The organism is Latilactobacillus curvatus JCM 1096 = DSM 20019 (assembly GCF_004101845.1).
GTDB classification, from domain to species: Bacteria; Bacillota; Bacilli; order Lactobacillales; family Lactobacillaceae; genus Latilactobacillus; species Latilactobacillus curvatus.
The window spans coordinates 657,711-679,954 of the sequence record NZ_CP026116.1 but is presented as its reverse complement, the minus strand read 5'-3'; the positions used below and the strand labels follow the sequence as shown (position 1 = coordinate 679,954).

General features: G+C 40.3%; 23 protein-coding genes, 2 pseudogenes, 1 CRISPR repeat array and 1 other annotated feature (1 of these 27 only partly in view). Of the genes and pseudogenes, 24 read left to right on the top strand and 1 reads right to left on the bottom strand.

Features of this window, described 5'->3' with window-relative positions; genetic code table 11:
* Nucleotides 1-198 precede the first annotated feature (198 nt).
* The 22 genes and pseudogenes from atpB to cas2 (LCU_RS03495) form a co-directional block, all read left to right on the top strand.
* A complete protein-coding gene (atpB, locus tag LCU_RS03600) occupies nt 199-912 on the top strand; it encodes a F0F1 ATP synthase subunit A (protein WP_004270012.1) in 714 nt (237 codons plus the stop codon).
* An 18-nt stretch (nt 913-930) separates the two neighbouring features.
* Nucleotides 931-1,143: a F0F1 ATP synthase subunit C gene (gene atpE, locus LCU_RS03595; protein WP_004269983.1), complete on the top strand. Its 213-nt coding sequence runs from the start codon at nt 931-933 to the stop codon at nt 1,141-1,143.
* A 64-nt stretch (nt 1,144-1,207) separates the two neighbouring features.
* Nucleotides 1,208-1,729 carry a F0F1 ATP synthase subunit B gene (gene atpF, locus LCU_RS03590; protein WP_056965847.1) on the top strand — a complete coding sequence of 174 codons (522 nt, stop codon included), beginning with the start codon at nt 1,208-1,210 and terminating at the stop codon, nt 1,727-1,729.
* Nucleotides 1,716-2,258, top strand: coding sequence for an ATP synthase F1 subunit delta (gene atpH / locus LCU_RS03585; RefSeq protein ID WP_039099365.1), 543 nt, complete (start codon nt 1,716-1,718; stop codon nt 2,256-2,258). Before atpF ends, atpH begins: the two co-directional genes overlap by 14 nt.
* A 27-nt stretch (nt 2,259-2,285) precedes the next feature.
* Nucleotides 2,286-3,824, top strand: coding sequence for a F0F1 ATP synthase subunit alpha (gene atpA / locus LCU_RS03580; RefSeq protein ID WP_054644444.1), 1,539 nt, complete (start codon nt 2,286-2,288; stop codon nt 3,822-3,824).
* Between the two features lie 12 nt (nt 3,825-3,836).
* A complete protein-coding gene (locus LCU_RS03575; RefSeq protein ID WP_004270029.1) occupies nt 3,837-4,787 on the top strand; it encodes a F0F1 ATP synthase subunit gamma in 951 nt (316 codons plus the stop codon).
* 25 nt (nt 4,788-4,812) lie between these two features.
* The gene (gene atpD / locus LCU_RS03570; protein ID WP_056965849.1) at nt 4,813-6,243 is read left to right on the top strand and encodes a F0F1 ATP synthase subunit beta; all 1,431 of its coding nucleotides are present in this window, start codon (nt 4,813-4,815) and stop codon (nt 6,241-6,243) included.
* A 15-nt stretch (nt 6,244-6,258) separates the two neighbouring features.
* Nucleotides 6,259-6,693, top strand: a complete 435-nt coding sequence (locus LCU_RS03565) for a F0F1 ATP synthase subunit epsilon (RefSeq protein ID WP_056965851.1) — start codon at nt 6,259-6,261, stop codon at nt 6,691-6,693.
* Between the two features lie 128 nt (nt 6,694-6,821).
* Nucleotides 6,822-7,055 carry a DUF1146 family protein gene (locus LCU_RS03560; RefSeq protein ID WP_004270934.1) on the top strand — a complete coding sequence of 78 codons (234 nt, stop codon included), beginning with the start codon at nt 6,822-6,824 and terminating at the stop codon, nt 7,053-7,055.
* Nucleotides 7,056-7,083: 28 nt separating this feature from the next.
* Nucleotides 7,084-8,385, top strand: coding sequence for a UDP-N-acetylglucosamine 1-carboxyvinyltransferase (murA, locus tag LCU_RS03555; RefSeq protein ID WP_056965853.1), 1,302 nt, complete (start codon nt 7,084-7,086; stop codon nt 8,383-8,385).
* A 128-nt stretch (nt 8,386-8,513) separates the two neighbouring features.
* Nucleotides 8,514-9,503 carry a rod shape-determining protein gene (mreB, locus tag LCU_RS03550; RefSeq protein WP_056965855.1) on the top strand — a complete coding sequence of 330 codons (990 nt, stop codon included), beginning with the start codon at nt 8,514-8,516 and terminating at the stop codon, nt 9,501-9,503.
* Between the two features lie 32 nt (nt 9,504-9,535).
* The gene (locus LCU_RS03545) at nt 9,536-9,718 is read left to right on the top strand and encodes a DNA-directed RNA polymerase subunit beta (RefSeq protein WP_004270937.1); all 183 of its coding nucleotides are present in this window, start codon (nt 9,536-9,538) and stop codon (nt 9,716-9,718) included.
* Nucleotides 9,719-9,743: 25 nt separating this feature from the next.
* Entirely contained in the window at nt 9,744-10,001 is a 258-nt protein-coding gene (gene yidD / locus LCU_RS03540) for a membrane protein insertion efficiency factor YidD (protein ID WP_039099359.1), read from the top strand.
* Between the two features lie 29 nt (nt 10,002-10,030).
* Nucleotides 10,031-10,261 (top strand): DUF2969 domain-containing protein, encoded by a 231-nt coding sequence (locus LCU_RS03535; RefSeq protein WP_004270939.1) that lies wholly within the window; start codon nt 10,031-10,033, stop codon nt 10,259-10,261.
* A gap of 93 nt (nt 10,262-10,354) precedes the next feature.
* Nucleotides 10,355-11,554: an FtsW/RodA/SpoVE family cell cycle protein gene (locus tag LCU_RS03530; RefSeq protein WP_056965858.1), complete on the top strand. Its 1,200-nt coding sequence runs from the start codon at nt 10,355-10,357 to the stop codon at nt 11,552-11,554.
* Between the two features lie 13 nt (nt 11,555-11,567).
* Complete coding sequence (locus tag LCU_RS03525) at nt 11,568-11,876, top strand: glycine cleavage system H family protein (RefSeq protein ID WP_004270931.1); 309 nt, start codon at nt 11,568-11,570, stop codon at nt 11,874-11,876.
* Nucleotides 11,877-11,960: 84 nt separating this feature from the next.
* Nucleotides 11,961-12,204 (top strand) — a binding site (T-box leader).
* Nucleotides 12,205-12,267: 63 nt separating this feature from the next.
* Nucleotides 12,268-13,302: a methionine ABC transporter ATP-binding protein gene (locus LCU_RS03520; protein WP_004270940.1), complete on the top strand. Its 1,035-nt coding sequence runs from the start codon at nt 12,268-12,270 to the stop codon at nt 13,300-13,302.
* Nucleotides 13,295-13,984: a methionine ABC transporter permease gene (locus LCU_RS03515; protein ID WP_035186770.1), complete on the top strand. Its 690-nt coding sequence runs from the start codon at nt 13,295-13,297 to the stop codon at nt 13,982-13,984. The genes LCU_RS03520 and LCU_RS03515 overlap by 8 nt, the downstream gene beginning before the upstream one ends.
* A 19-nt stretch (nt 13,985-14,003) precedes the next feature.
* Nucleotides 14,004-14,825, top strand: a complete 822-nt coding sequence (locus LCU_RS03510; RefSeq protein WP_004270942.1) for a MetQ/NlpA family ABC transporter substrate-binding protein — start codon at nt 14,004-14,006, stop codon at nt 14,823-14,825.
* Nucleotides 14,826-14,953: 128 nt separating this feature from the next.
* Entirely contained in the window at nt 14,954-19,060 is a 4,107-nt protein-coding gene (gene cas9, locus LCU_RS03505) for a type II CRISPR RNA-guided endonuclease Cas9 (RefSeq protein ID WP_056965860.1), read from the top strand.
* Nucleotides 19,061-19,290: 230 nt separating this feature from the next.
* Nucleotides 19,291-20,196 (top strand): type II CRISPR-associated endonuclease Cas1, encoded by a 906-nt coding sequence (gene cas1, locus LCU_RS03500; RefSeq protein ID WP_004270938.1) that lies wholly within the window; start codon nt 19,291-19,293, stop codon nt 20,194-20,196.
* Nucleotides 20,174-20,281 (top strand): annotated as a pseudogene (gene cas2 / locus LCU_RS03495) (CRISPR-associated endonuclease Cas2); the annotation flags it as partial. The gene cas1 and the pseudogene cas2 (LCU_RS03495), both read left to right, overlap by 23 nt.
* Nucleotides 20,282-20,293: 12 nt before the next feature.
* Here cas2 (LCU_RS03495) and LCU_RS03490 read toward each other — a convergent pair.
* Nucleotides 20,294-21,223 carry an IS30-like element ISLpl1 family transposase gene (locus tag LCU_RS03490; protein WP_003592463.1) on the bottom strand — a complete coding sequence of 310 codons (930 nt, stop codon included), beginning with the start codon at nt 21,221-21,223 and terminating at the stop codon, nt 20,294-20,296.
* 99 nt (nt 21,224-21,322) lie between these two features.
* Between LCU_RS03490 and cas2 (LCU_RS03485) the strand changes: the two are divergent.
* Together cas2 (LCU_RS03485) and csn2 are read left to right on the top strand one after the other, a co-directional pair.
* Nucleotides 21,323-21,526, top strand: a pseudogene (cas2, locus tag LCU_RS03485) (CRISPR-associated endonuclease Cas2); the annotation flags it as partial.
* A complete protein-coding gene (csn2, locus tag LCU_RS03480) occupies nt 21,523-22,194 on the top strand; it encodes a type II-A CRISPR-associated protein Csn2 (protein ID WP_056967177.1) in 672 nt (223 codons plus the stop codon). The pseudogene cas2 (LCU_RS03485) and the gene csn2, both read left to right, overlap by 4 nt.
* A gap of 26 nt (nt 22,195-22,220) precedes the next feature.
* Nucleotides 22,221-22,244: a CRISPR direct-repeat array (repeat unit 36 nt) (it continues 870 nt past the right edge of the window).

Here is a 22,244-nt window from a genome sequence, read left to right as displayed (position 1 = left end):
AAATAATTAGAAATTAGTTAGTATTTGCTTTGTACTTTTAATTTAATGGTGGTATTATCATACTTGTATTGCGGTGATGATTTATGCTTAATTTTTCTACATAAATATTGCTGTTTTTAGGTTCGTTGTGCAACTCGCGTAGACGTAGTCGTTGATAGAGTGGAATCAACAAATAAGCCTAAGGGAGGAGGGAATTTTGTGGATGATAAATATCCCATTATTAGCATTTTGGGAATTCGTTTTAATTTAGCAAACTGTCTATCGGTCTTAGTAAGTGCAGTTTTGGTTTTTGCACTCGTTTTCTTTTTATCAAGAAAAATTGCGCTTAAACCGACTAAACGGCAGAATATTTTGGAGTGGATCATTGATTTTACGAACGGAATCGTTAAAAGTGCGATGCCCGGTGAAGAAGGTAAACAATTTTACTTATTTGCATTCGTCATGTTCATGTTCGTATTTATCAGTAATCAACTTGGTTTGATTCTTCAAATTAAGGTACATGATGTAACTTGGTTGAAGAGTCCAACGGCCAATCCGATTATCACTATGTCGCTTGCGATGATCGTCTTAGTGATTGCGCACTACTTTAGTGTTGAACGGTTAGGGTTTGGTAATTACATGAAGAGTTATATTAAACCGGTAGGATTTTTCTTACCAATTAATATCATCGAACAATTTACCAATTTCTTAACGTTGTCCTTGCGTTTGTACGGGAACATTTTTGCGGGTGAAGTTTTACTAAGTTTATTAGTTAAAATGGCCTTCTCACATGGACCAGCAACGATGCTTGTGACGGCACCGATCCAAATGGTTTGGCAAGGATTCTCCGTCTTTATCGGGGCAATCCAAGCATATGTATTTGTAACATTATCGATAGTCTATATTTCAGAAAAAGTTGAAATGGAAGACTAAAAATTAGGAGGAAAAAACATGAACTATTTAGCAGCAGCTATCGCAGCTGGTTTAGCAGCATTCGCAGCATCATATGGTAACGGTAAGGTTATCTCAAAAACAATCGAAAGTATGGCACGCCAACCAGAATTATCAGCAGAATTACGCTCAACAATGTTTATCGGTGTTGGGTTGATTGAAGCTGTTCCAATTCTTTCTATCGTCGTTTCTTTCTTGATCTTATTTAGTTAATCCGAGTGAATCTAAATTTTCGCTTTAAAAATTAGTCAGTAAGTCAAGGAAGGAGTGTCAATAGATGTTTAGTAATTTAATCGTTGGTGCTTCTGAAGCCTACCTTGGAGATTCACTTTTCGTATTAGTTGTCTTTATTATTTTAGTCGCTTTAGTTGGTAAATTTGCGTTCGGACCTGTTTCAAAAATGATGCAAGCTCGTTCTGACAAAATTACAAACGACTTAGATAACGCCGCTCAATCACGTGAAGATGCTGCCAAATTAGCAGCACAACGCGCAACAGAGTTGAAGAATTCTAAGTCAGAAGCAGTTGAAATTGTGAATACAGCCAAGCGAAATGGTGAAAAACAACGCGAAGGCATGGTCACACTTGCTCAAGAAGAAGTCCAAACTTTAAAACAAAATGCTAAAAAAGACATCGAACAATCTCGTTTAGATGCGTTAAACAGTGCGAGAGATGATGTTGCTCAACTATCTATTGAAATTGCTTCTAAACTCATTAAGAAAGAATTGTCAGTTACTGATCAAAAGTCATTGATCAATTCCTATATTGAAGGGTTGGACAAGCAAAATGAAACTAGATAAATATGCAGTCGGACAACGCTATGCAAAGGCATTATTTTCCCTTGCAGAACAAGAGCAACAATTTGAAAGTATCCATGAAGAGATACAAGCACTCGAGACTATTTTCAATGACAACCCAAGATTGGGTGCAGTTCTGACTGATACGACTTTATCTGGATTGAAACAACGTGAGCTTCTAAAGAGCCTTTCCGGTGAATTTAGTACACTCATGCAACACTTTTTAAGCCTTGTTTTTGACTATCAAAGAATGGCTGAGATGCCATACATTATTGCGGCCTACGAAGATCTTTATGATCAAAAGATGGGGATTGCACACGCTAAGGTAACGTCAGCCGTTGCTTTAGATGGTGATCAAATCGCAAAGATTAGCCAAAGCTACGCTAAACGCGAAGGTCTCAATCAGGTCTTAGTGGAAAGTATCGTTGATCCAGATATTATTGGTGGGATTGTACTGGAATCGAATCACAAGGTGATCGATGGCAGTGTTAAACATGGCTTAGATCAAATTAAGTCATTACTATTGAAATAGTCAATCGTTGATAAAGAGGTGAACCTGATGAGCATCAAAACTGAGGAAATCAGTGCATTAATTAAACAACAACTTGCAAATTATAATGAAGATTTAGCCGTTGAAGAAGTCGGTACTGTCACTTATGTTGGTGATGGGATTGCACGTGCTCACGGTTTAGAAAACGCCCTTTCAAGTGAATTGCTAGAATTTTCTAACGGTTCATACGGGGTTGCGCAAAACTTGGAAACCAACGATGTTGGGATTATCATCTTAGGTGAATATGAAAACATTCGTGAAGGTGACCAAGTTAAACGAACAGGCCGGATTATGGAAGTGCCTGTTGGCGATGCTTTAATTGGTCGTGTTGTTAATCCATTGGGTCAACCCGTGGACGGCAAAGGCGAAATTAAAACGGACAAAACTCGTCCAATCGAAAAGAAGGCCCCTGGCGTTATGGCACGTCAATCTGTTTCAGAACCTTTACAAACAGGTTTGAAAGCCATTGATGCTTTGGTACCAATCGGTCGTGGTCAACGTGAATTAATTATCGGGGATCGTAAGACTGGTAAAACATCTGTTGCGATTGATACGATTATTAATCAAAAAGATCAAGACATGATTTGTATTTACGTTGCGATCGGTCAAAAAGAATCGACCGTTAGAGCGCAAGTGGAAACCTTACGTCGTTACGGCGCTATGGATTATACCATCGTTGTCGAAGCTGGTCCTAGTCAACCAGCACCATTACTCTACATTGCACCATATGCTGGTGCAGCGATGGGTGAAGAATTCATGTATAACGGCAAGCACGTCTTAATCGTCTATGATGATTTAAGTAAACAAGCTGCTGCTTATCGTGAAATTTCATTACTTTTGAGAAGACCTCCAGGCCGTGAAGCTTACCCTGGTGATATCTTCTACTTACATTCACGTTTATTGGAACGGGCTGCTAAGTTAAGTGATGAATTAGGTGGCGGTTCAATGACTGCTTTACCAATCATCGAAACACAAGCTGGGGACATCTCAGCTTATATCCCAACTAACGTTATTTCCATCACTGATGGTCAGATCTTCTTGGAAAGTGATTTATTCTATTCAGGAACACGTCCAGCGATTGATGCTGGGTCATCTGTTTCTCGTGTTGGGGGCGCAGCGCAAACGAAGGCGATGAAGAAGGTTTCTGGGACATTACGTCTTGATCTTTCATCATACCGTGAACTTGAAGCCTTTACGCAATTCGGTTCAGACTTGGATGCGGCAACACAAGCGAAATTAAATCGTGGTAAACGGACTGTTGAAGTTTTGAAACAACCACTTCACAAACCATTACCATTCGAACAACAAACAACGATTCTTTATGCATTAACACACGGCTTTATTGATGACGTTCCAGTTGACGATATCATGCAATATGAAAGTCAATTGAGCGATTATCTTGAAAGTAACGCAAAGGACTTGATGGACACTATCCGTCAAACCGCTGCATTGCCAGATACAGATAAGTTAGATGCTGCTATCAAATCCTTCACAGAAGGTTTTGTCGGCGCTGAAGCTACTGCTGACAATCAAGACTCAGGACAGTAAGGGGTGAATTAATTGGCTGAATCTTTAATGGATATCAAACGAAGAATCGCCTCTACTAAAAAAACTGGGCAAATTACGAGTGCTATGCAAATGGTCTCTGGTGCAAAACTTTCTCAGATTGAAAAAAATTCAATCGCTTATCAACAATATACGAATAAGATTCGAGAAATCGTCACGCATTTGGCTGCAAGTCAATTAATTGCAAGTGCACGTCAAAAAAGTACCGCTAAAGCAGCAGAAGCTACTAACGGTACTTCACAGAAATCATTGCGGCATGACATTACGTTAAGTAATTTGTTAGTGGAAAGACCAATCAAAAAGACCGGTTATTTGGTCATCACGAGTGATCGTGGATTGGTTGGCGCTTATAACAGCTCAATCTTAAAAGCAATGGTTGAAATGATTTCAGAAAACCACAAGTCTGCCGATGAATATGCTATTTTAGCCGTTGGTGGCACTGGTGCTGATTTCTTTAAAGCACGGCAAATGAACTTATCCTACGAATATCGTGGTGTAAGTGATGTGCCATCATTTAATGAAGTCCGTGAAATCATCAAAACAGCTGTTGCAATGTATGATAGCGGCGTGTTTGACGAGTTGTACGTTTGTTACAACCACCATGTCAACTCACTGACATCTGCTTTTCGAGCTGAAAAAATGCTACCTATTACCGACTTGGATGTTTCAGAAGTCACTGATAAAGATCAAGAATACATCACAGAACCTTCTGTTGATGATGCCTTAGATGCCATTCTACCGCAATACGCTGAAAGTTTGATTTACGGCGCACTACTTGATTCTAAAACAGCTGAACATTCTGCTTCCATGACGGCGATGAAGAGTGCCACTGATAATGCTAATAATTTAATTTCTGATTTATCAATTAAATTTAACCGGGCACGTCAAGCACAGATTACTACAGAAATCACCGAAATTGTCGGTGGTGCGGCAGCATTAGAATAAGAAACGCGGGAGGAAAATAACAACTATGAGTATGGGAAAAGTTGTCCAAGTTATTGGTCCCGTTGTCGATGTCGAATTTTCTTTAGATACGACTTTACCAGATATCAATAATGCCTTGGTTGTCAACAAAGGGAACGACGAATCTGTCGTCTTAGAAGTGGCACTTGAATTAGGTGATGGGGTAATGCGTACTATTTCAATGGAATCAACTGACGGTTTACGTCGGGGGATGGCTGTTGAAGACACTGGTCGTGCAATTAACGTACCAGTTGGTAAAGAAACTTTAGGACGGGTATTTAACGTTCTTGGTGAAACAATCGATGGCGGCGAAGAATTTCCTGCAGATTTTAGACGGGACAGTATCCACCGTTCTGCACCTAAATTTGAGGAATTAAATACAAGTTCAGAAATTCTTGAAACAGGGATTAAGGTTATCGATTTACTTGCCCCTTATTTACGAGGTGGGAAAATTGGTTTGTTTGGTGGTGCCGGTGTTGGTAAAACCGTTTTAATCCAAGAATTAATCCATAATATCGCTGAAGAACATGGTGGTATTTCTGTCTTTACTGGTGTTGGTGAACGAACACGTGAAGGTAATGACTTATACTTTGAAATGAAAGAATCAGGCGTTTTGGAAAAGACAGCGATGGTTTTCGGTCAAATGAATGAATCACCCGGCGCTCGTATGCGAGTTGCCTTGACTGGTTTAACAATTGCTGAATACTTTCGTGATGTTGAAGGCCAAGATGTGTTATTGTTCATCGATAACATTTTCCGATTCACTCAAGCTGGTTCAGAAGTTTCTGCCTTATTAGGACGGATGCCTTCTGCCGTTGGTTACCAACCAACATTGGCAACAGAAATGGGCCAATTGCAAGAACGAATCACGTCTACTAAAAAAGGTTCAGTTACATCAATCCAAGCCATTTATGTGCCTGCTGATGATTATACTGATCCTGCGCCTGCAACAACTTTCGCGCATTTGGATGCTACAACTAACTTGGATCGTAAATTAACACAACAGGGGATTTATCCTGCTGTTAACCCACTAGAATCAACTTCTAGTGCTTTGGATCCAGAAATTGTTGGCGAAGAACATTACGAAGTTGCTTCAGAAGTGCAACACGTCTTACAACGGTATCGTGAATTACAAGATATCATCTCGATCTTAGGGATGGATGAATTATCTGATGATGAAAAGATTATCGTTGCGCGTGCTCGTCGGATTCAATTCTTCTTATCACAAAACTTCCACGTTGCCGAAGCCTTCACAGGCCAAGCCGGCTCATACGTGCCAGTAAAAGATACAGTGGCAGGCTTCAAAGGCATCTTAGCGGGTGACTATGATGATGTCCCTGAAGAAGCATTCCGGCTTGTCGGGAATATTGATGCTGCATTAGCAAAAGCTAAAGAATTGGGTTATACACCATCCGAACAAGAAACGAAACAAGCTTAGAAAGGGGCGTTAATGATGGCAGAAGAACAAAAGGTATTAACCGTTAATATCGTGACCCCAAGTGGGATTGTCTATGATCACCACGCAACATTGTTGGTTGTACCAGCGATGGCCGGGCAACTTGGTATTATGGCTAATCATGAGCCAATTATTACCCCTTTAGAAATTGGTGAGATTCGCGTTAAACGGACTGATGATCCAGCACGTGAAGACGCAATTGCGGTCAATGGTGGGTTCATGGAAGTGAGCCATAACGTTGCTTCAATCGTTGCCGATAGTGCTGAACGGGCGCGTGATATTGATATTAGGCGTGCGCAAAGTGCCAAGGAACGTGCTCAAAACGCAATTAAAACAGCGTCCGAACATAATGATACTGACGAATTACGCCGGGCTCAAATTGCACTGCAACGTGCGATAAACCGGATTAACGTTAAGAATCACTTATTGTAGGATTCAAAAAGCCTTAAACCTGAATGGTTTAAGGCTTTTTTTGTTTCTTAAGATTCAGTCTGGTGGGCAGACAAATCCTATTTCGGTATGTTACAATGTTTGCATATCACAAAAGGGGCGTTATTTAAGTGCAATCAATCGGGTTACAGGCAGTTATTTCAATTATTAGCCATATTGGTTTTATTTTAATCAGTTTTTATGGCTTACAATCAATCCGGTTTGAGCAATTTTTCAAACCGAATCATATCCGTCAAGTACAGATTGTCATAGTATTTCTCGCTATTGTGATGGGCTACACCGTTAGCCAATTCTTTTTAGAAATAATCGCGCAGGCTAAAAATGTGATTTTTTTAGTCCCATAAACTAGCAGTCTTATTCGGAGGGAAACTCTTGGAAAAATTGATTATACAAGGCGGTCAACGATTAGTTGGTGAAGTTCAAATCGAAGGCGCCAAAAACGCAGTATTACCAATTATGGCGGCTGCCTTACTAGCAACCGACGGACCCGTTCAATTAACGAACGTTCCTATTTTATCTGATGTCTTCATGATGCAAGATGTATTAAAGAGTTTAGATGCTAAAGTTGAGTTTGATGAACAACGGAACCAATTAACAATCGATGCCAGTGGTGATTTGAATTTTGAAGCAGCTTTTGAATATGTTTCAAAAATGCGTGCTTCCATCGTTGTGATGGGGCCGTTATTAGCGCGCTTAGGTCACGCACGAGTTGCGATGCCAGGTGGTTGTGCTATCGGTTCGCGGCCTGTTGATTTACATTTGAAGGGTTTTGAAGCACTTGGTGCAACCATTCATCAAAATCATGGTTACATTGAAGCTAAAGTAGAACGCCTAGTGGGAACTAATATTTACTTAGATTTTCCTAGTGTTGGTGCGACACAAAACATCATGATGGCTGCGACAATGGCTGAAGGGACAACGGTGATTGAAAACGTTGCTCGTGAACCTGAAATTGTGGATCTTGCTAATGTCTTAAACAAGATGGGTGCGAACGTTTTTGGCGCCGGAACTGAGACAATTCGGGTGGAAGGCGTAACCGCTTTACACGGGACGGATCACAGTATCGTGCAAGATCGGATTGAAGCCGGAACCTTCATGGTAGCCGCTGCGGCAACACAAGGAAATGTCTTGATTAAAGAAGCGATTGCTGAACACAATAAACCACTCCTATCAAAATTAGTGGAAATGGGTGCGGAAGTGATTGACGAAGAAGCTGGTGTTCGAATTATTGGTCCCGCTGAATTAAAGGCATGTAATATCAAGACGCTACCTTATCCAGGCTTTCCAACTGATATGCAAGCACAAATGACGACACTTCAATTACTTGCTAAGAAGACGAGTGTTATGACCGAAACGGTATTTGAAAATCGTTTCATGCATTTGGAAGAACTCCGCCGAATGAATGCGGATTATCAAATTGAAGGTCAATCAGTTGTGCTTTATGGCGATACACATTTCAATGGGGCTGAAGTGGCTGCAACCGATTTAAGAGCTGCCGCAGCACTTGTCATTGCTGGGTTAGTAGCTAATGGTGAAACGTTGGTTACGAACCTTCAATACATGGACCGGGGTTACTATCATTTCCATCAAAAATTACGGGCACTTGGGGCACATATTAGTCGAGCTGATTTTGATGCTGCCGGTCACCGGATTAAACAAGCAAAACGTGCATAAAACAGACTGGCGGCGCCTGCTATTTCAGCGGACGTCGCTTTTTTATTTTGCCAAATCAGGATACTAAAGGTACCTGTCTTATGGTATAATGATTTACTGAATATAGTTCTCGGAAGGAGCAACACCAAATGGCTAAAGATATCGGGATTGACTTGGGAACTGCCAACGTCTTAATTAACGTTAAGGGAAAAGGCATTGTCTTAAACGAACCTTCAGTTGTTGCGATTGATACCCAAACCAAAAAAGTTTTAGCAGTTGGCTCAGAAGCGTATCGGATGGTTGGCCGGACACCTGGCAATATCCACGCTGTCCGTCCATTAAAGGATGGGGTCATCGCTGATTTCGACATTACAGAAGAAATGTTAGCGTATTTTATTAATAAATTAAATGTAAAGGGCTTCCTATCAAAACCTAATATTTTGATTTGCTGCCCAACAAATATTACATCAATTGAACAAAAAGCAATTGTTGAAGCTGCTGAAAAATCAGGTGGCGGCAAAGTCTTCTTGGAATTAGAACCAAAAGTCGCGGCTGTAGGTGCTGGCATGGATATTTTTCAACCACGCGGTAACATGGTTATTGATATCGGTGGTGGGACCAGTGACGTCGCTGTGCTTTCAATGGGTGAAGTGGTCACAAGTCGTTCATTGCGTCTTGCAGGCGATAAGATGAATAGTGAAATTGCCGCATACGTTAAGAAGAAACATAATCTATTAATCGGCGAACATACGGCTGAAACAATTAAGTTAACAATTGGTAACGTTTGGCATGCTGATGCGAGTGAGTCACTTGAGATTCGTGGCCGGGACATGGTAAGTGGGTTGCCACAATCTGTCTCAATTAGTGCAGATGAAGTTGAATCAGCCTTGCATGAAACAATGATGGAAATTATTGCGGCTGCCAAAGAAGTGTTAGAAGTGACACCACCAGAATTATCTGCAGATATTATTGATCGGGGAATCATGTTAACGGGTGGCGGTGCTTTATTACGCAATATCGCTAGCTTATTCTCAGAACATTTGAAGGTTCCGGTGGTCTTAGCAGAAAATCCATTGGATGCTGTTGCTTTAGGGACTGGCATCTTATTAGATAATATTGAACATAAACGGGCTTATTAAGCCGCATTCTATTAAAGAAGGATTGTGATTGTGTGTATCAATCAAATTTTGACGAACACGTCAAACCCGTTTTAAAGAAAATTTTATTGGTTTTCGTGCTCATAATTATTGCGTTATTAGTTGGTCAGATGATTGGTTTTGCAATTGGCGGCCAGAATCCATTTGCCGTTTTCTTGCCTAGCACATGGAGTCATATTATTAATTTCTTGCAGTAGCATGCGCTAAAGTGAGGCAGATAAATTGCGGAAAATATTGATTGGATTGGTCCGTTTCTATCAGAAGGGAATTTCACCATTATTACCACCGAGTTGCCGATATTACCCAACATGTTCGAGTTACATGATTCAAGCAATCCAAAAACATGGTGCTATTTTGGGTTTAATCATGGGCATCGGTCGTATATTGCGTTGTCACCCGTTTGTACGGGGCGGCTATGATCCAGTACCAGATCATTTCACCGTTTTGCGCAATCGACAGCAAGACGAGTCACAAAAGTAAGTCAAAGAAGTTAGGGGTTCAACATAACTATGTCAAAAAAAGAACAAAAAATTACTGTCACAATTGATGACATCAAACGTAATGGCCAAGAAATGACAAGCGTCATGGTCGGCAAAAATGAAATTGGCGTGATTGTAGAAGATAGCGCTAAGAAACGTTTTGAAGCAACTGTTGAAGGGACTGGTCAAAGTATCATTACTAAGACCCACGACGATGCAGTTAACGAATTACTACGGGAGTACCACTTACACCAAGGTTAATTCTTAAGAATTAATTAGAATTACAGTAACCCGGCAGAATTCTGGCCGGGTTATTTATATAATGAGAGCAGAATTGATTGAAGGAGACTTAGCATGCCAAAGGAAGTAGAAACAACAGAAGATTCCTCGCGAGTTGATTATGGAATCGTCTTTTCAGTCTTTATGCTAGCGTTGATTGGCTTGATGTCAATCTATGTGGCAACGTCACATGATACATCAGGTGCGAGTTCAACTCGAGCCGTTATTATGCAAGCTGCATGGTACGTGATTGGTGGAATTGCGATTGTCGCAATTATGCAGTTTGATTCAGAACAACTATGGCGGATTGCACCACTGGCTTATGGGTTAGGGATTTTCCTCTTGATTGCCGTTTTAATCTTTTATAATCGGGCAGTCGCCTTGCAAACTGGGGCAAAGAGTTGGTTCTCTCTTGGACCAATCTCATTTCAACCATCTGAAGTCATGAAACCGGCATATATTTTGATGTTGGGCAGGGTCGTTACTCAACACAATACGGCTTATCCAGAACACACGGTTAAGACGGATTGGATGTTACTTGGACGAATGTTACTATGGACACTTCCAGTGATGGTCCTATTGAAATTACAAAATGACTTTGGGACCTTATTAGTGTTCGTTGCCATCTTAGGTGGGATTGTGCTTGTCTCAGGTGTGACCTGGAAGATTTTAGCCCCAGCCATTGCTGTCTTAGTCGCTGTTGGGGGCACGGCCCTTACACTAGCGGCGACGACCCCTGGCCGGGTAATCTTGACGCATCTGGGCTTTAAAACGTACCAATTCAATCGAATTGATGCTTGGCTGCATCCTTTTGATAATACTGCCAGTACCAGTTTACAATTATCGCAGAGTTTAAAAGCGATTGGGTCTGGTCAGCTATTTGGGAAAGGCTTCAATCAAGTGCAAGTCCATGTGCCAGTACGTGAATCCGATATGATTTTCTCTGTCATTGGTGAGAACTTCGGCTTTGTCGGTTCATGTTTTGTGATTCTTTTGTACTTCTTGTTGATTTACCAAATGATTCGGGTCACATTTGATACGAAGAATGAATTTTACGCGTATGTCTCAACTGGGGTCATCATGATGATCTTATTCCATGTTTTCGAAAACATTGGGATGAGCGTTGGTTTATTACCATTGACAGGGATTCCATTGCCGTTCATCTCACAAGGAGGCTCGTCATTATTGGGGAACCTAATTGGCGTTGGGTTTATCATGTCGATGCGGTACCATTATAAGAGTTACATGTTCAGTGAAGCTGAAGATACTTTCTAGGAGTGAATGACGGATGACGATGAATAATAATGATTATTTTTGGACAGAGGAAATTGCAGCATCGATTAGAAGAATTGGGATCACCAAAGCCGCACAAAATGAGTTTGGGTTAATCAAGTTTGTTGATGTTCCAATCGTGGGGCAAAAATTGACGGCTAATGAAACCTTAGTGGCCATTGAAGCTGAGAAGATGGTACAAGATCTTGACAGTCCACTAGCTGGTGAATTAGTAAACGTCAACACACCGTTAGCTGATAATCCGGAATTATTAAATGCAGATAACGAAAAAGATGCGTGGATTGCTGACATTCGGGTCGATTAGGCCATTACTTAAACAATAATCTGATTTTTTTGAATAGTCTTGCTTGACTTTTAATTGAACTTTAATTATGATAGGTACTACTTAATACAAGCGATGAAAAGATGAGTAATTTAGTCAGTAGCATTTTAAGAGAGTCCGGTCAGGTGCAAGCGGATAATGTGAAAGCTAGATGAATATGGTCTTTGAGCAATTCATTTGGTAAGGTTTAACTGAGCCGAATGCGGGGGTTGCCCGATATAGCGAACGAGTATCAATCGGGTACTTTGTAAGGCGATTACTGTGAGGTAATCGTAAATTAAGGTGGTAACACGCATTTAGCGTCCTTTCTCTCATTTATTTGAGAGGAAGGATTTTTTTTTGGCATTTTTTAAAAGAAGAGGGAGCGATTAGTATGTTGACATTAAAACAAGTGGGTAAAACCTTTGAGCGAGAACAAAAAACATTCGCCGCACTAACGGATGTCTCGTTGAACATTGAAGCGGGCGAAATCTACGGGATTATCGGTTATTCCGGCGCTGGTAAGAGTACGTTGATCCGACTCTTGAATGGACTTGAAAAGCCAACGACTGGGGATGTGCTCGTTGAGGGCCAGTCAATTGTGGGGTTGAGCGAACAAGCAATGCGGCCGATTCGGCAGAAAATTGGCATGATTTTCCAACACTTTAACTTACTCTGGTCAAAGACAGTGTTAGAAAACATCATGTTGCCACTAAAATTAGCCGGGGTACCTAAGGCAGAACGACAAATCAAAGCCCGCGCATTATTAAAGATTGTTGAATTGACCCATTTAGAAGCGGCCTATCCAAGCGAACTATCGGGCGGTCAGAAACAACGGGTCGCAATTGCACGAGCCTTGATTAGTGACCCGAAGATTCTGTTATGTGATGAAGCGACTAGCGCCCTTGATCCGAAAACAACGAATTCAATCTTAACGTTACTGGCTAAGATTAATCGTGAAATGGGGATTACAATCGTTCTTGTCACCCATGAAATGGATGCGGTGCGGCGGATTTGCCAACGAATTGCGGTCATGGAAAATGGGCGGTTAATCGAAGAAGGGACTGTGCACGAAATCTTTGAAAAACCACAAATGGCTGCAACCAAGGCATTTGTTGCTGAATCCTTAGTGGTGTCGCCAAGTGAAACGGCCGCTTCGATTGATCAACTGTTAGAACGGGTTCCAAATGGCACAATCGTCCAACTGCGATTTAACGAAGAACAATCGAGTCAACCGGTGATCGGTCGCTTGATGCGTCAATACCCAGCAGTCGAAATCAGTGTCATCAGTGGGAGTTTACAACAAACCATTAATGGCGCACTTGGCTATTTATACATTCAAATTCAAGCTAATCCAAGTGATTTAAAGGCAGTCCTTGCAGAATTAGCACAACAAACAATCGAAGTTGAGGTGGTACGTCATGGATAACGTAAACGGATTTCAATCCTATTTTCAATTTAAGCAAGTGAACTGGCCAAGTATGTGGCAAGCAACTTTTGAAACAGTTTGGTTAACAATTGTCAGTGTTTTATTGGTGGCAGTTCTTGGATTCGCACTCGGGTTAGTTCTTTATCAAACAAACGCGAGTGGTGGTCGAGTGAATCGGCTGTTGAATGGTATTGTGGCTTTATTAGTGAACGTCTTTCGTTCCATTCCATTCATCATTTTAATCGTCTTGTTGATTCCATTGACAAAAGGCTTGATGGGCACGATGATTGGCCCGAAAGCTGCGATTCCAGCGTTAATCATCTCAGCCGCGCCCTTTTATGCACGACTCGTTGAATTAGCTTTTCGGGAAGTCGATGGCGGTGTGCTTGAAGCCACCCGTTCAATGGGCGCTTCAAAAGTCCAAATCGTCTGGCAAGTCCTTTTACCAGAAAGCATGCCGGCGCTTGTTTCCGGCTTAACTGTCACCGCAATTTCACTTGTTGGTTATACCGCAATGGCGGGGGTGATTGGTGCCGGTGGGCTGGGAAATCTTGCTTACCAAGATGGGTTCCAAGCTAACCAAAATGCGATTACGTTAGTCGCAACCGTCATTATTTTAATCATCGTCTTCATTTGTCAAAAAACGGGCGACTTGGTTGTTCAACACATTGATCATCGTTAATTTAAAAGGAGGAGTTTTCATGAAAAAACACAGTTTAGGATTATTAGCAGCAGTCTTCTTATTAGCGGGCGCACTTGCCGCTTGTGGTAACAAAGAAGCGAAGTCAGACAGCAACACAATCGTCGTTGGGGCATCCGCAATTCCACACGCCGCGATTTTGAAACACGTTCAACCGGAGTTGAAAAAAGAAGGCATCAACCTCAAAGTAAAAGTCTTCAGCGATTATGTTTTACCCAATAAAGCTTTAGCGAGTGGCGAATTAGATGCGAACTACTACCAACACAAACCCTTTTTGAAGAAGGCCAATAAAGATAACGGCTACGACTTAGTCAGTGTTGGCAGTATTCACTTAGAACCGCTCGGCTTATACAGTAAACAAGTTAAAAAATTGAGTGATGTGAAATCAGGTGCGAAAGTATTAGTTTCAAGCAGCCAGCCAGACTGGGGCCGTGTTTTAACAATTTTAAAAGACGGTGGCTTAATCACCTTGAAATCGGGCGTAAATGCTGAAAACGCAACGTTTAAAGACATCGCTAGCAATCCCAAACACCTCAAGTTTGAGTACACATTCGAACCAAAACTCATGCCTGAACTTTTGAAGAATGATGAAGGCACCTTAGTGGCGATTAACTCGAACTATGCTGTGCAAGCCGGTCTCAACCCTGAAAAGGATGCTGTGGCCCTTGAAAAGCAATCTTCGCCATTTGCCAACATTGTTGTGACAAATAAAAAAGACCGCAATAACCCAGCTATCAAGAAGCTCGTTAAAGCGCTCAAATCAAAATCAACGCAAGAATGGATTAAGAATAAATGGCACGGCGCAGTGTTACCAGTTGAATAATGATCAAAGACAAGTCATTAAGACTTGTCTTTTTTTGCTGTTAGCATGTGTAATTCTTAATTTAATTGGAAAAAGCGGGTTAAATTGGATATACTATCATTGAATATAAACTTTTAGGGGGAGTAAGAATGAGTCGTCCGTATAATATTGGTTTAGATATTGGTACTAGTTCAATTGGGTGGTCAGTGGTTGATGACCAAAGTAAGTTGGTCAGTGTAAGAGGTAAATATGGTTATGGGGTTCGTTTATACGATGAAGGACAAACAGCCGCAGAACGGCGCAGCTTTAGAACAACACGTCGCCGATTAAAACGACGTAAATGGCGGTTAGGATTGTTAAGAGAAATCTTTGAACCCTATATCACGCCGGTTGATGATACTTTTTTCTTGCGGCAAAAACAATCAAACCTAAGTCCGAAGGATCAGCGAAAGTTATATCCACAGACAAGTTTATTTAATGATCGAACAGATCGGGCATTCTATGACGATTATCCAACGATTTACCATTTAAGATATAAGCTAATGACCGAGAAACGTCAATTTGATATTCGCGAGATTTATTTAGCGATGCATCATATTGTGAAGTATCGCGGGCACTTTTTAAATGAAGCGCCCGTCTCATCCTTTAAGAGTAGCGAAATTAATTTAGTGGCTCATTTTGACAGACTAAACACGATTTTTGCTGACTTGTTCAGTGAATCTGGCTTTCAACTAGAGACGGATAAATTGGCGGAGGTCAAAGCGCTCTTATTGGATAATCAACAAAGTGCTAGCAATCGGCAAAGACAAGCATTATCACTGATTTATACGCCAAGTACGAATAAGGCAGTTGAAAAGCAGAATAAGGCGATTGCGACAGAATTATTAAAAGCAATCTTGGGGTTAAAAGCGAAGTTTAATGTGCTTACTGGGATCGAAGCCGAAGATGTTAAAGCATGGACACTCACTTTTAATGCAGAAAACTTTGATGAAGAAATGGTCAAGTTAGAGAGTAGTCTTGATGATAATGCCCACCAAATTATCGAAAGCCTACAGGAACTTTATTCTGGTGTTCTATTGGCGGGAATCGTTCCCGAAAATCAATCATTGTCGCAAGCGATGATCACGAAGTATGACGATCATCAAAAGCATTTAAAAATGCTAAAAGCGGTACGGGAAGCGTTAGCACCTGAAGACCGACAGAGATTAAAGCAGGCTTATGACCAATATGTTGATGGTCAAGAAAATACGAAGGCCTATTCGAAGGAAGATTTTTATGGAGATATCACAAAAGCCTTAAAGAACAACCCAGATCATCCGATTGTGAGTGAAATTAAAAAATTAATTGAACTTGATCAATTTATGCCAAAACAACGGACCAAAGATAATGGGGCAATCCCGCATCAACTACATCAACAGGAATTAGACCGGATTATCGAGAACCAACAACAATATTACCCCTGGTTAGCGGAACTTAATCCCAATTCTAAACGGCAAACAGTCGCTAAATATAAATTGGACGAATTAGTGGCCTTTAGAGTGCCGTACTATGTGGGGCCCCTGATTACGGCTGAGCAGCAACGACAAAGCTCCGATGCGAAATTTGCGTGGCTGATTCGTAAAGCAGAAGGCCGGATTACACCGTGGAACTTCGATGATAAAGTGGACCGTCAAGCATCCGCTAATGAATTCATTAAGCGCATGACAACGACTGATACTTATTTATTGGCTGAAGATGTACTCCCTAAACAGAGCTTAATTTATCAACGGTTTGAAGTGTTGAATGAATTAAACGGACTTAAGATTGATGACCAACCGATTACGACGGAGTTGAAACAAGCAATATTTACGGATTTATTTATGCAAAAAATAAGTGTAACAGTGAAAAATATTCAGGATTACTTGGTATCAGAAAAGCGCTATGCAAGTCGTCCCGCAATTACTGGTCTATCCGATGAGAACAAATTTAATAGTCGATTAAGCACGTATCATGACTTAAAGATGATTGTTGGAGATGCGGTTGATGATGTTGATAAACAAGCCGATTTGGAAAAATGTATTGAATGGTCAACGATTTTTGAAGACGGCAAAATATATAGCGCCAAATTGAATGAAATCGATTGGTTAACGGATCAGCAACGTGTGCAATTAGCTGCTAAACGCTACCGCGGTTGGGGTCGTTTGTCGGCTAAATTATTAACGCAAATCGTCAATGCGAATGGACAACGAATTATGGACTTACTCTGGGATACAACGGATAACTTCATGCGGATTGTGCACTCTGAAGACTTTGATAAATTAATTACTGAAGCTAATCAAATGATGCTAGCTGAAAATGATGTACAAGATGTTATCAATGATTTATATACGTCACCACAGAATAAAAAAGCGCTCCGCCAGATTCTGCTTGTTGTCAATGACATTCAAAAGGCCATGAAAGGCCAGGCGCCAGAACGGATATTGATTGAATTTGCGCGCGAAGATGAAGTGAATCCACGACTTTCGGTGCAACGTAAGCGCCAAGTTGAACAAGTCTATCAAAATATCAGCAATGAATTGCTAAATAATACTGAAATCAGAAATGAACTTAAGGATTTATCGAATTCTGCATTGAGCAATACGCGCTTATTCTTGTACTTCATGCAGGGTGGTCGGGATATGTATACGGGTGATTCGTTGAATATTGATCGTTTATCGACGTACGATATTGATCATATCTTGCCACAGTCGTTTGTGAAGGATAATTCGTTAGATAACCGAGTTTTAGTTTCTCAAAAAATGAACCGTAGCAAAGCAGATCAAGTACCGACCGACTTTACAAGCGTTGAACTTGGTAAGAAGATGCAGCTTCAGTGGGAACAAATGTTGCGTGCTGGGTTAATTACTAAGAAGAAATACGATAACTTAACGTTAAATCCTGATCACATCAGTAAATACGCCATGAAGGGCTTTATTAATCGGCAATTAGTAGAAACACGTCAAGTCATTAAGTTAGCAACGAATTTATTGATGGAACAGTATGGTGAAGATAACATTGAGTTAATTACTGTTAAGAGTGGGTTAACCCATCAAATGCGAACAGAATTCGATTTTCCGAAGAATCGTAATCTAAATAACCATCATCATGCATTCGATGCTTATCTGACCGCATTCGTTGGTCTGTATCTATTGAAGCGCTATCCTAAATTAAAACCTTATTTTGTATACGGTGAGTATCAGAAGGCAAGTCAGCAAGATAAGTGGCGTAACTTTAATTTTTTAAATGGTCTAAAGAAAGACGAATTGGTTGATGAAAATACTGAAGCGGTTATTTGGGATAAAGAATCCGGTCTAGCTTACTTGAATAAAATTTATCAGTTTAAGAAGATTCTAGTGACTCGCGAAGTGCATGAAAATTCGGGAGCGCTATTTAATCAAACGCTCTATGCGGCTAAAGATGATAAAGCAAGTGGGCAGGGCGGCAAGCAATTGATTCCCGCTAAACAAGATCGACCAACTGCGCTCTATGGTGGGTACTCGGGGAAGACGTCTGCATACTTATGTCTAGTTAAAATTAAAAATAAGAGTGAGTATATTTACAGAATATTTGGAGTAAATACATCGTGGAGTAGCGAATTAAAGCAAATACAAGATCCTGCTGAGAGACTTGTAAGATTAGAGAAGTTGTTAACACCTCAGCTTACGATTAATAAAAAGAAAAAAGGAGAGCCAGTCCCTGTTACTAAGGATTTCAAGATTATCTTACCAAGGATTTTGATTAACCAGAAATTTTATAGCAGAGGGCAGGATATTTCTATTGCTTCCGAATTCTACCTTCATAATGAACAAGAACTAGTATTGGATAAGTCTGACATTAAAATATTGAATGGGGCTATCAAAGTTAATAATTCTAATAAGCAGGTAATTAACCTGTTTAATCATATATTAGAGCAGGTCAATCAATACTTTCCAGTGTACGATATTTACAAGTCTAGAGAAGTGCTAAATAGTTCGAAGGAGATTTTTGAGAATTTAACGTGGAATGATCAATGGCGGAATAGAAAGCTGATAAATGTAGGTCAAAAGACGATCCTAAACAGAATATTAATAGGATTACATGCTAACGCTGCCAGAATTAAAATTTCAGAACTAGGCTTTAAGAATGATTTTGGACTGTTAACGCAAACATCGGGCATTACATTCACACCTGACACCCAAATTATCTATCAATCTCCAACCGGTTTATTCGAACGACGAGTAGCTTTAAGGGATTTATAAATAAATAAAGCTAGCCTGTCATTAGTGTAATGATGGGCTAGCTTTTTGGTTTGAAGGCATAAAAAAAGGCCTCATAAGAGGCTCAGAATAGAAAACTTGGTCCGAAGACCTTGTTTGATTTTAACTCAGAGTATCAAATCAATGAGTATTTCGATTGAGTGTATCAAGCTCAACAACAGCATTATAGCATGTTATCATTTTGAAAACAAGGATGTAGGGGGTAAATTTTTATGAGTTGGCGAACAGTTGTGATTTCACAACATGCAAAGGTTTCTTATTCTGGACGGAAGATTATTGTCCAGACAAAAGATGCAACACACCAAGTACCAATTGATGATATCCAAATTTTGTTAGTTGCGACTACACAGGCCGTTTTAACGGCATCGGCGATTACTGAGTTGAGTGAAGCTGGCGCTAAGATTATTTTTACAGGCAAAGACGGTAATCCAACTTGCGAAACAATTGCGGATTATCCAGGAAATCGTAGTCTCGCGTCGATCCAGCAACAGGTTGAATGGGGAACGGGGTTGAAAGAAACCTTATGGACGGCGATTATTCAAGCCAAAATAGCGATGCAAATTCAATGTGCACAATTGTTAGGAAAGGATATTGAAGACTTAACAACAGAAGCTGATGCAATGGTATTTGCTGATCGAACAAATCGAGAAGCCGTGATTGCGCGCAAGTATTTTCAGTTAGTTTTTGATAAAGACTTTGTTCGAACGGAGTACAGTCCCATTAATGCAGCCCTTAATTATGGTTATAGTTTGTTGTTATCAGCCGTTAATCGCGAAATTGTTTGTAATGGCTATTTAACACAGTTTGGCATTCATCATCACAATGGCGTCAGTGATTTTAATTTGGGTTCCGATCTAATGGAACCTTTTCGACCAGTGATTGATTATTGGGTGGCACATCAAAAGTTTAATGAATTAACCCCTGATGTTAAATTTGGTTTAGTGGAGTTACTGAATCTTGAGCTAGAATATAATGGACAGATCACAATTCTTAGAAACGCACTCACTAAACACGTACAGAATTGTTTGAAATTCATGACAACTCCGAAAGAAGAGTTTGAAGTAAAGGTGGTAATGACTCACGAGGTACCGAATAATGCGCTTATTAGTCATGTTTGATTTACCAGTTGAAACGAGCGAGGATCGCAAGGCATACCGTCATTTTAGAAAAGCGCTGCTTAACGAAGGTTTTTTAATGATTCGGTAGATTGCAAATTTAATCCGAATTTTTGGACAAATTTGTCAGCATAACCTGATACGGTGTTTGCCAGTCGAGTATTTTAAGCGGTCGCTGGTTAATTTGGAGTAACGTCGTCGTTAAATCTTGAGCACTAATGTGCTCAAAACGAGTCCCTTTAGGATAAAAATAACGTAAATTCCGATTAAAGCGTTCATTACTACCACGTTCAGCTGGAGTATAAGCATGGCAGTAATAGGTCTTAATACCATATTGTGATTCAAGTGATACTAGCCCACTAAACTCAGTGCCACGGTCCACAGTAAAGCTGTGCACCGGACCATTAAAAGTGGTTAGGAACTTAGTTAGTGCTTCATTAACAGTCGCTGTCGTCCGATCTTTTAACCGGTATGCCCAAAGGAACCGTGATTTGCGATCGATTAAAGTTAATAAAACTGCCTTACTATGCCCACGAGGACCAACGACTGTATCTAGTTCAAAATCGCCGATGCGCTTACGTTGATTAATCATCATGGGACGCTGTTCAATTGATCGCCCCAAGGATTGATTATATTTGGATCGTTGGTCAACGTTACGCCGTTGGCGTACGCCATGTTCAGGTAGATCATTCAAGGAGAAACCAATTCTCCCCTGATTTAGCCAATTATAAATAGATTTAGTAGCTAGTTTAAATTCGTGAGCAATCATTCCTGGTGACCAGCTTAGACGTAAATGGTTGAGAATTTTTTGCTTTAACTCATCGCTCAGCTTAGTTTTCCGACCACATCGTGATCGCTTGTATTCGGCATCTGTTTGTGCTAATTCAGCCTGATAAGGTTGACATCGAGATAATTCATAAGAAATTGTTGACGGTGATCGGTTCAGCCGAACGCCCATTTGGATATTGGACAGCCCTAGTTCACAAAAGGTTTCGATTTTAATTCGTTCGGAATAGGTTATACTAGACAAAAGATCAGCTCCTAAAAGATGGGTTTGTGGTAAACACCATTTTAAAGGAAGCTGATCTTTTTTGTCCGAACAGCGTTCGGATTAATTTTACAATCTACCATTCAATATTCTGTTTATGTTCGAGTTTGTGTCAGCAAACAATCGGCGCAGTTTATCGAGAACCGAATTGCTGGCTTTACTCCGCCTGCAGGCTTAGTACAAACGTTGATGGTTACTGAGCAACAATATAATAAAATGCATTTCTTAGTGGGCGAATCGAGTGATGACGTCCGTAATTCTGCTGAGAGGACGTTAATTTTATGAACATTACTTTTTATCCATACCAACCCTTTAGCGTTCAGAATAAGAAAATAACGGTTTGCAGTACAAGTAGTCCAGAAGTGTATACCAAACTCATTATTGGAATGTCCGGCGCACAAGAGACCGTTAAATTTAGCAATGATCAATACGAATTAATGGATTATTCAAAGGCTGTTATTTGGGGTGGGGATGTGGCAGCAATTAATTTGAATCATCTATTTCAAAATCGGTTGATTAAAAAATTCGCCGCCGACTTAACGGATCAGCAGCGCCAGAAATTAACTCAGTTAGATAGTGAGATTCGTTTAACGATTTTGGATGCGGCCTTTATGTATGAATTGACCTTAGATGTCAATCAGGAATGGGATCTTCAAAGAATGATTAAGTTCTATAATTTACAATTTTCGACTGTCGTCCAACATGACCCATATGGTATAATTGAGAGTATAGTACAGACAGCAGTAGAGTTAAATGAATCAAAAATAATCACGTTGATCAACGTTTCGCACTATCTCAGTATCAACCAATTTAATGAATTGGTGAGGTTGGTGGCGACATTGAATGTGAAACTCTTTCTCATTGAATTTTCAGAAGAGGTTAAATCTGATCAGTACCAGAAATGTTATTATTATCACATCGATAATGATTATGTCGAATGGCGCTATGAATAAAATGAAATTCTGATGAAAAAACGATGGTTTTAGAAGAGTATCAAATCAAT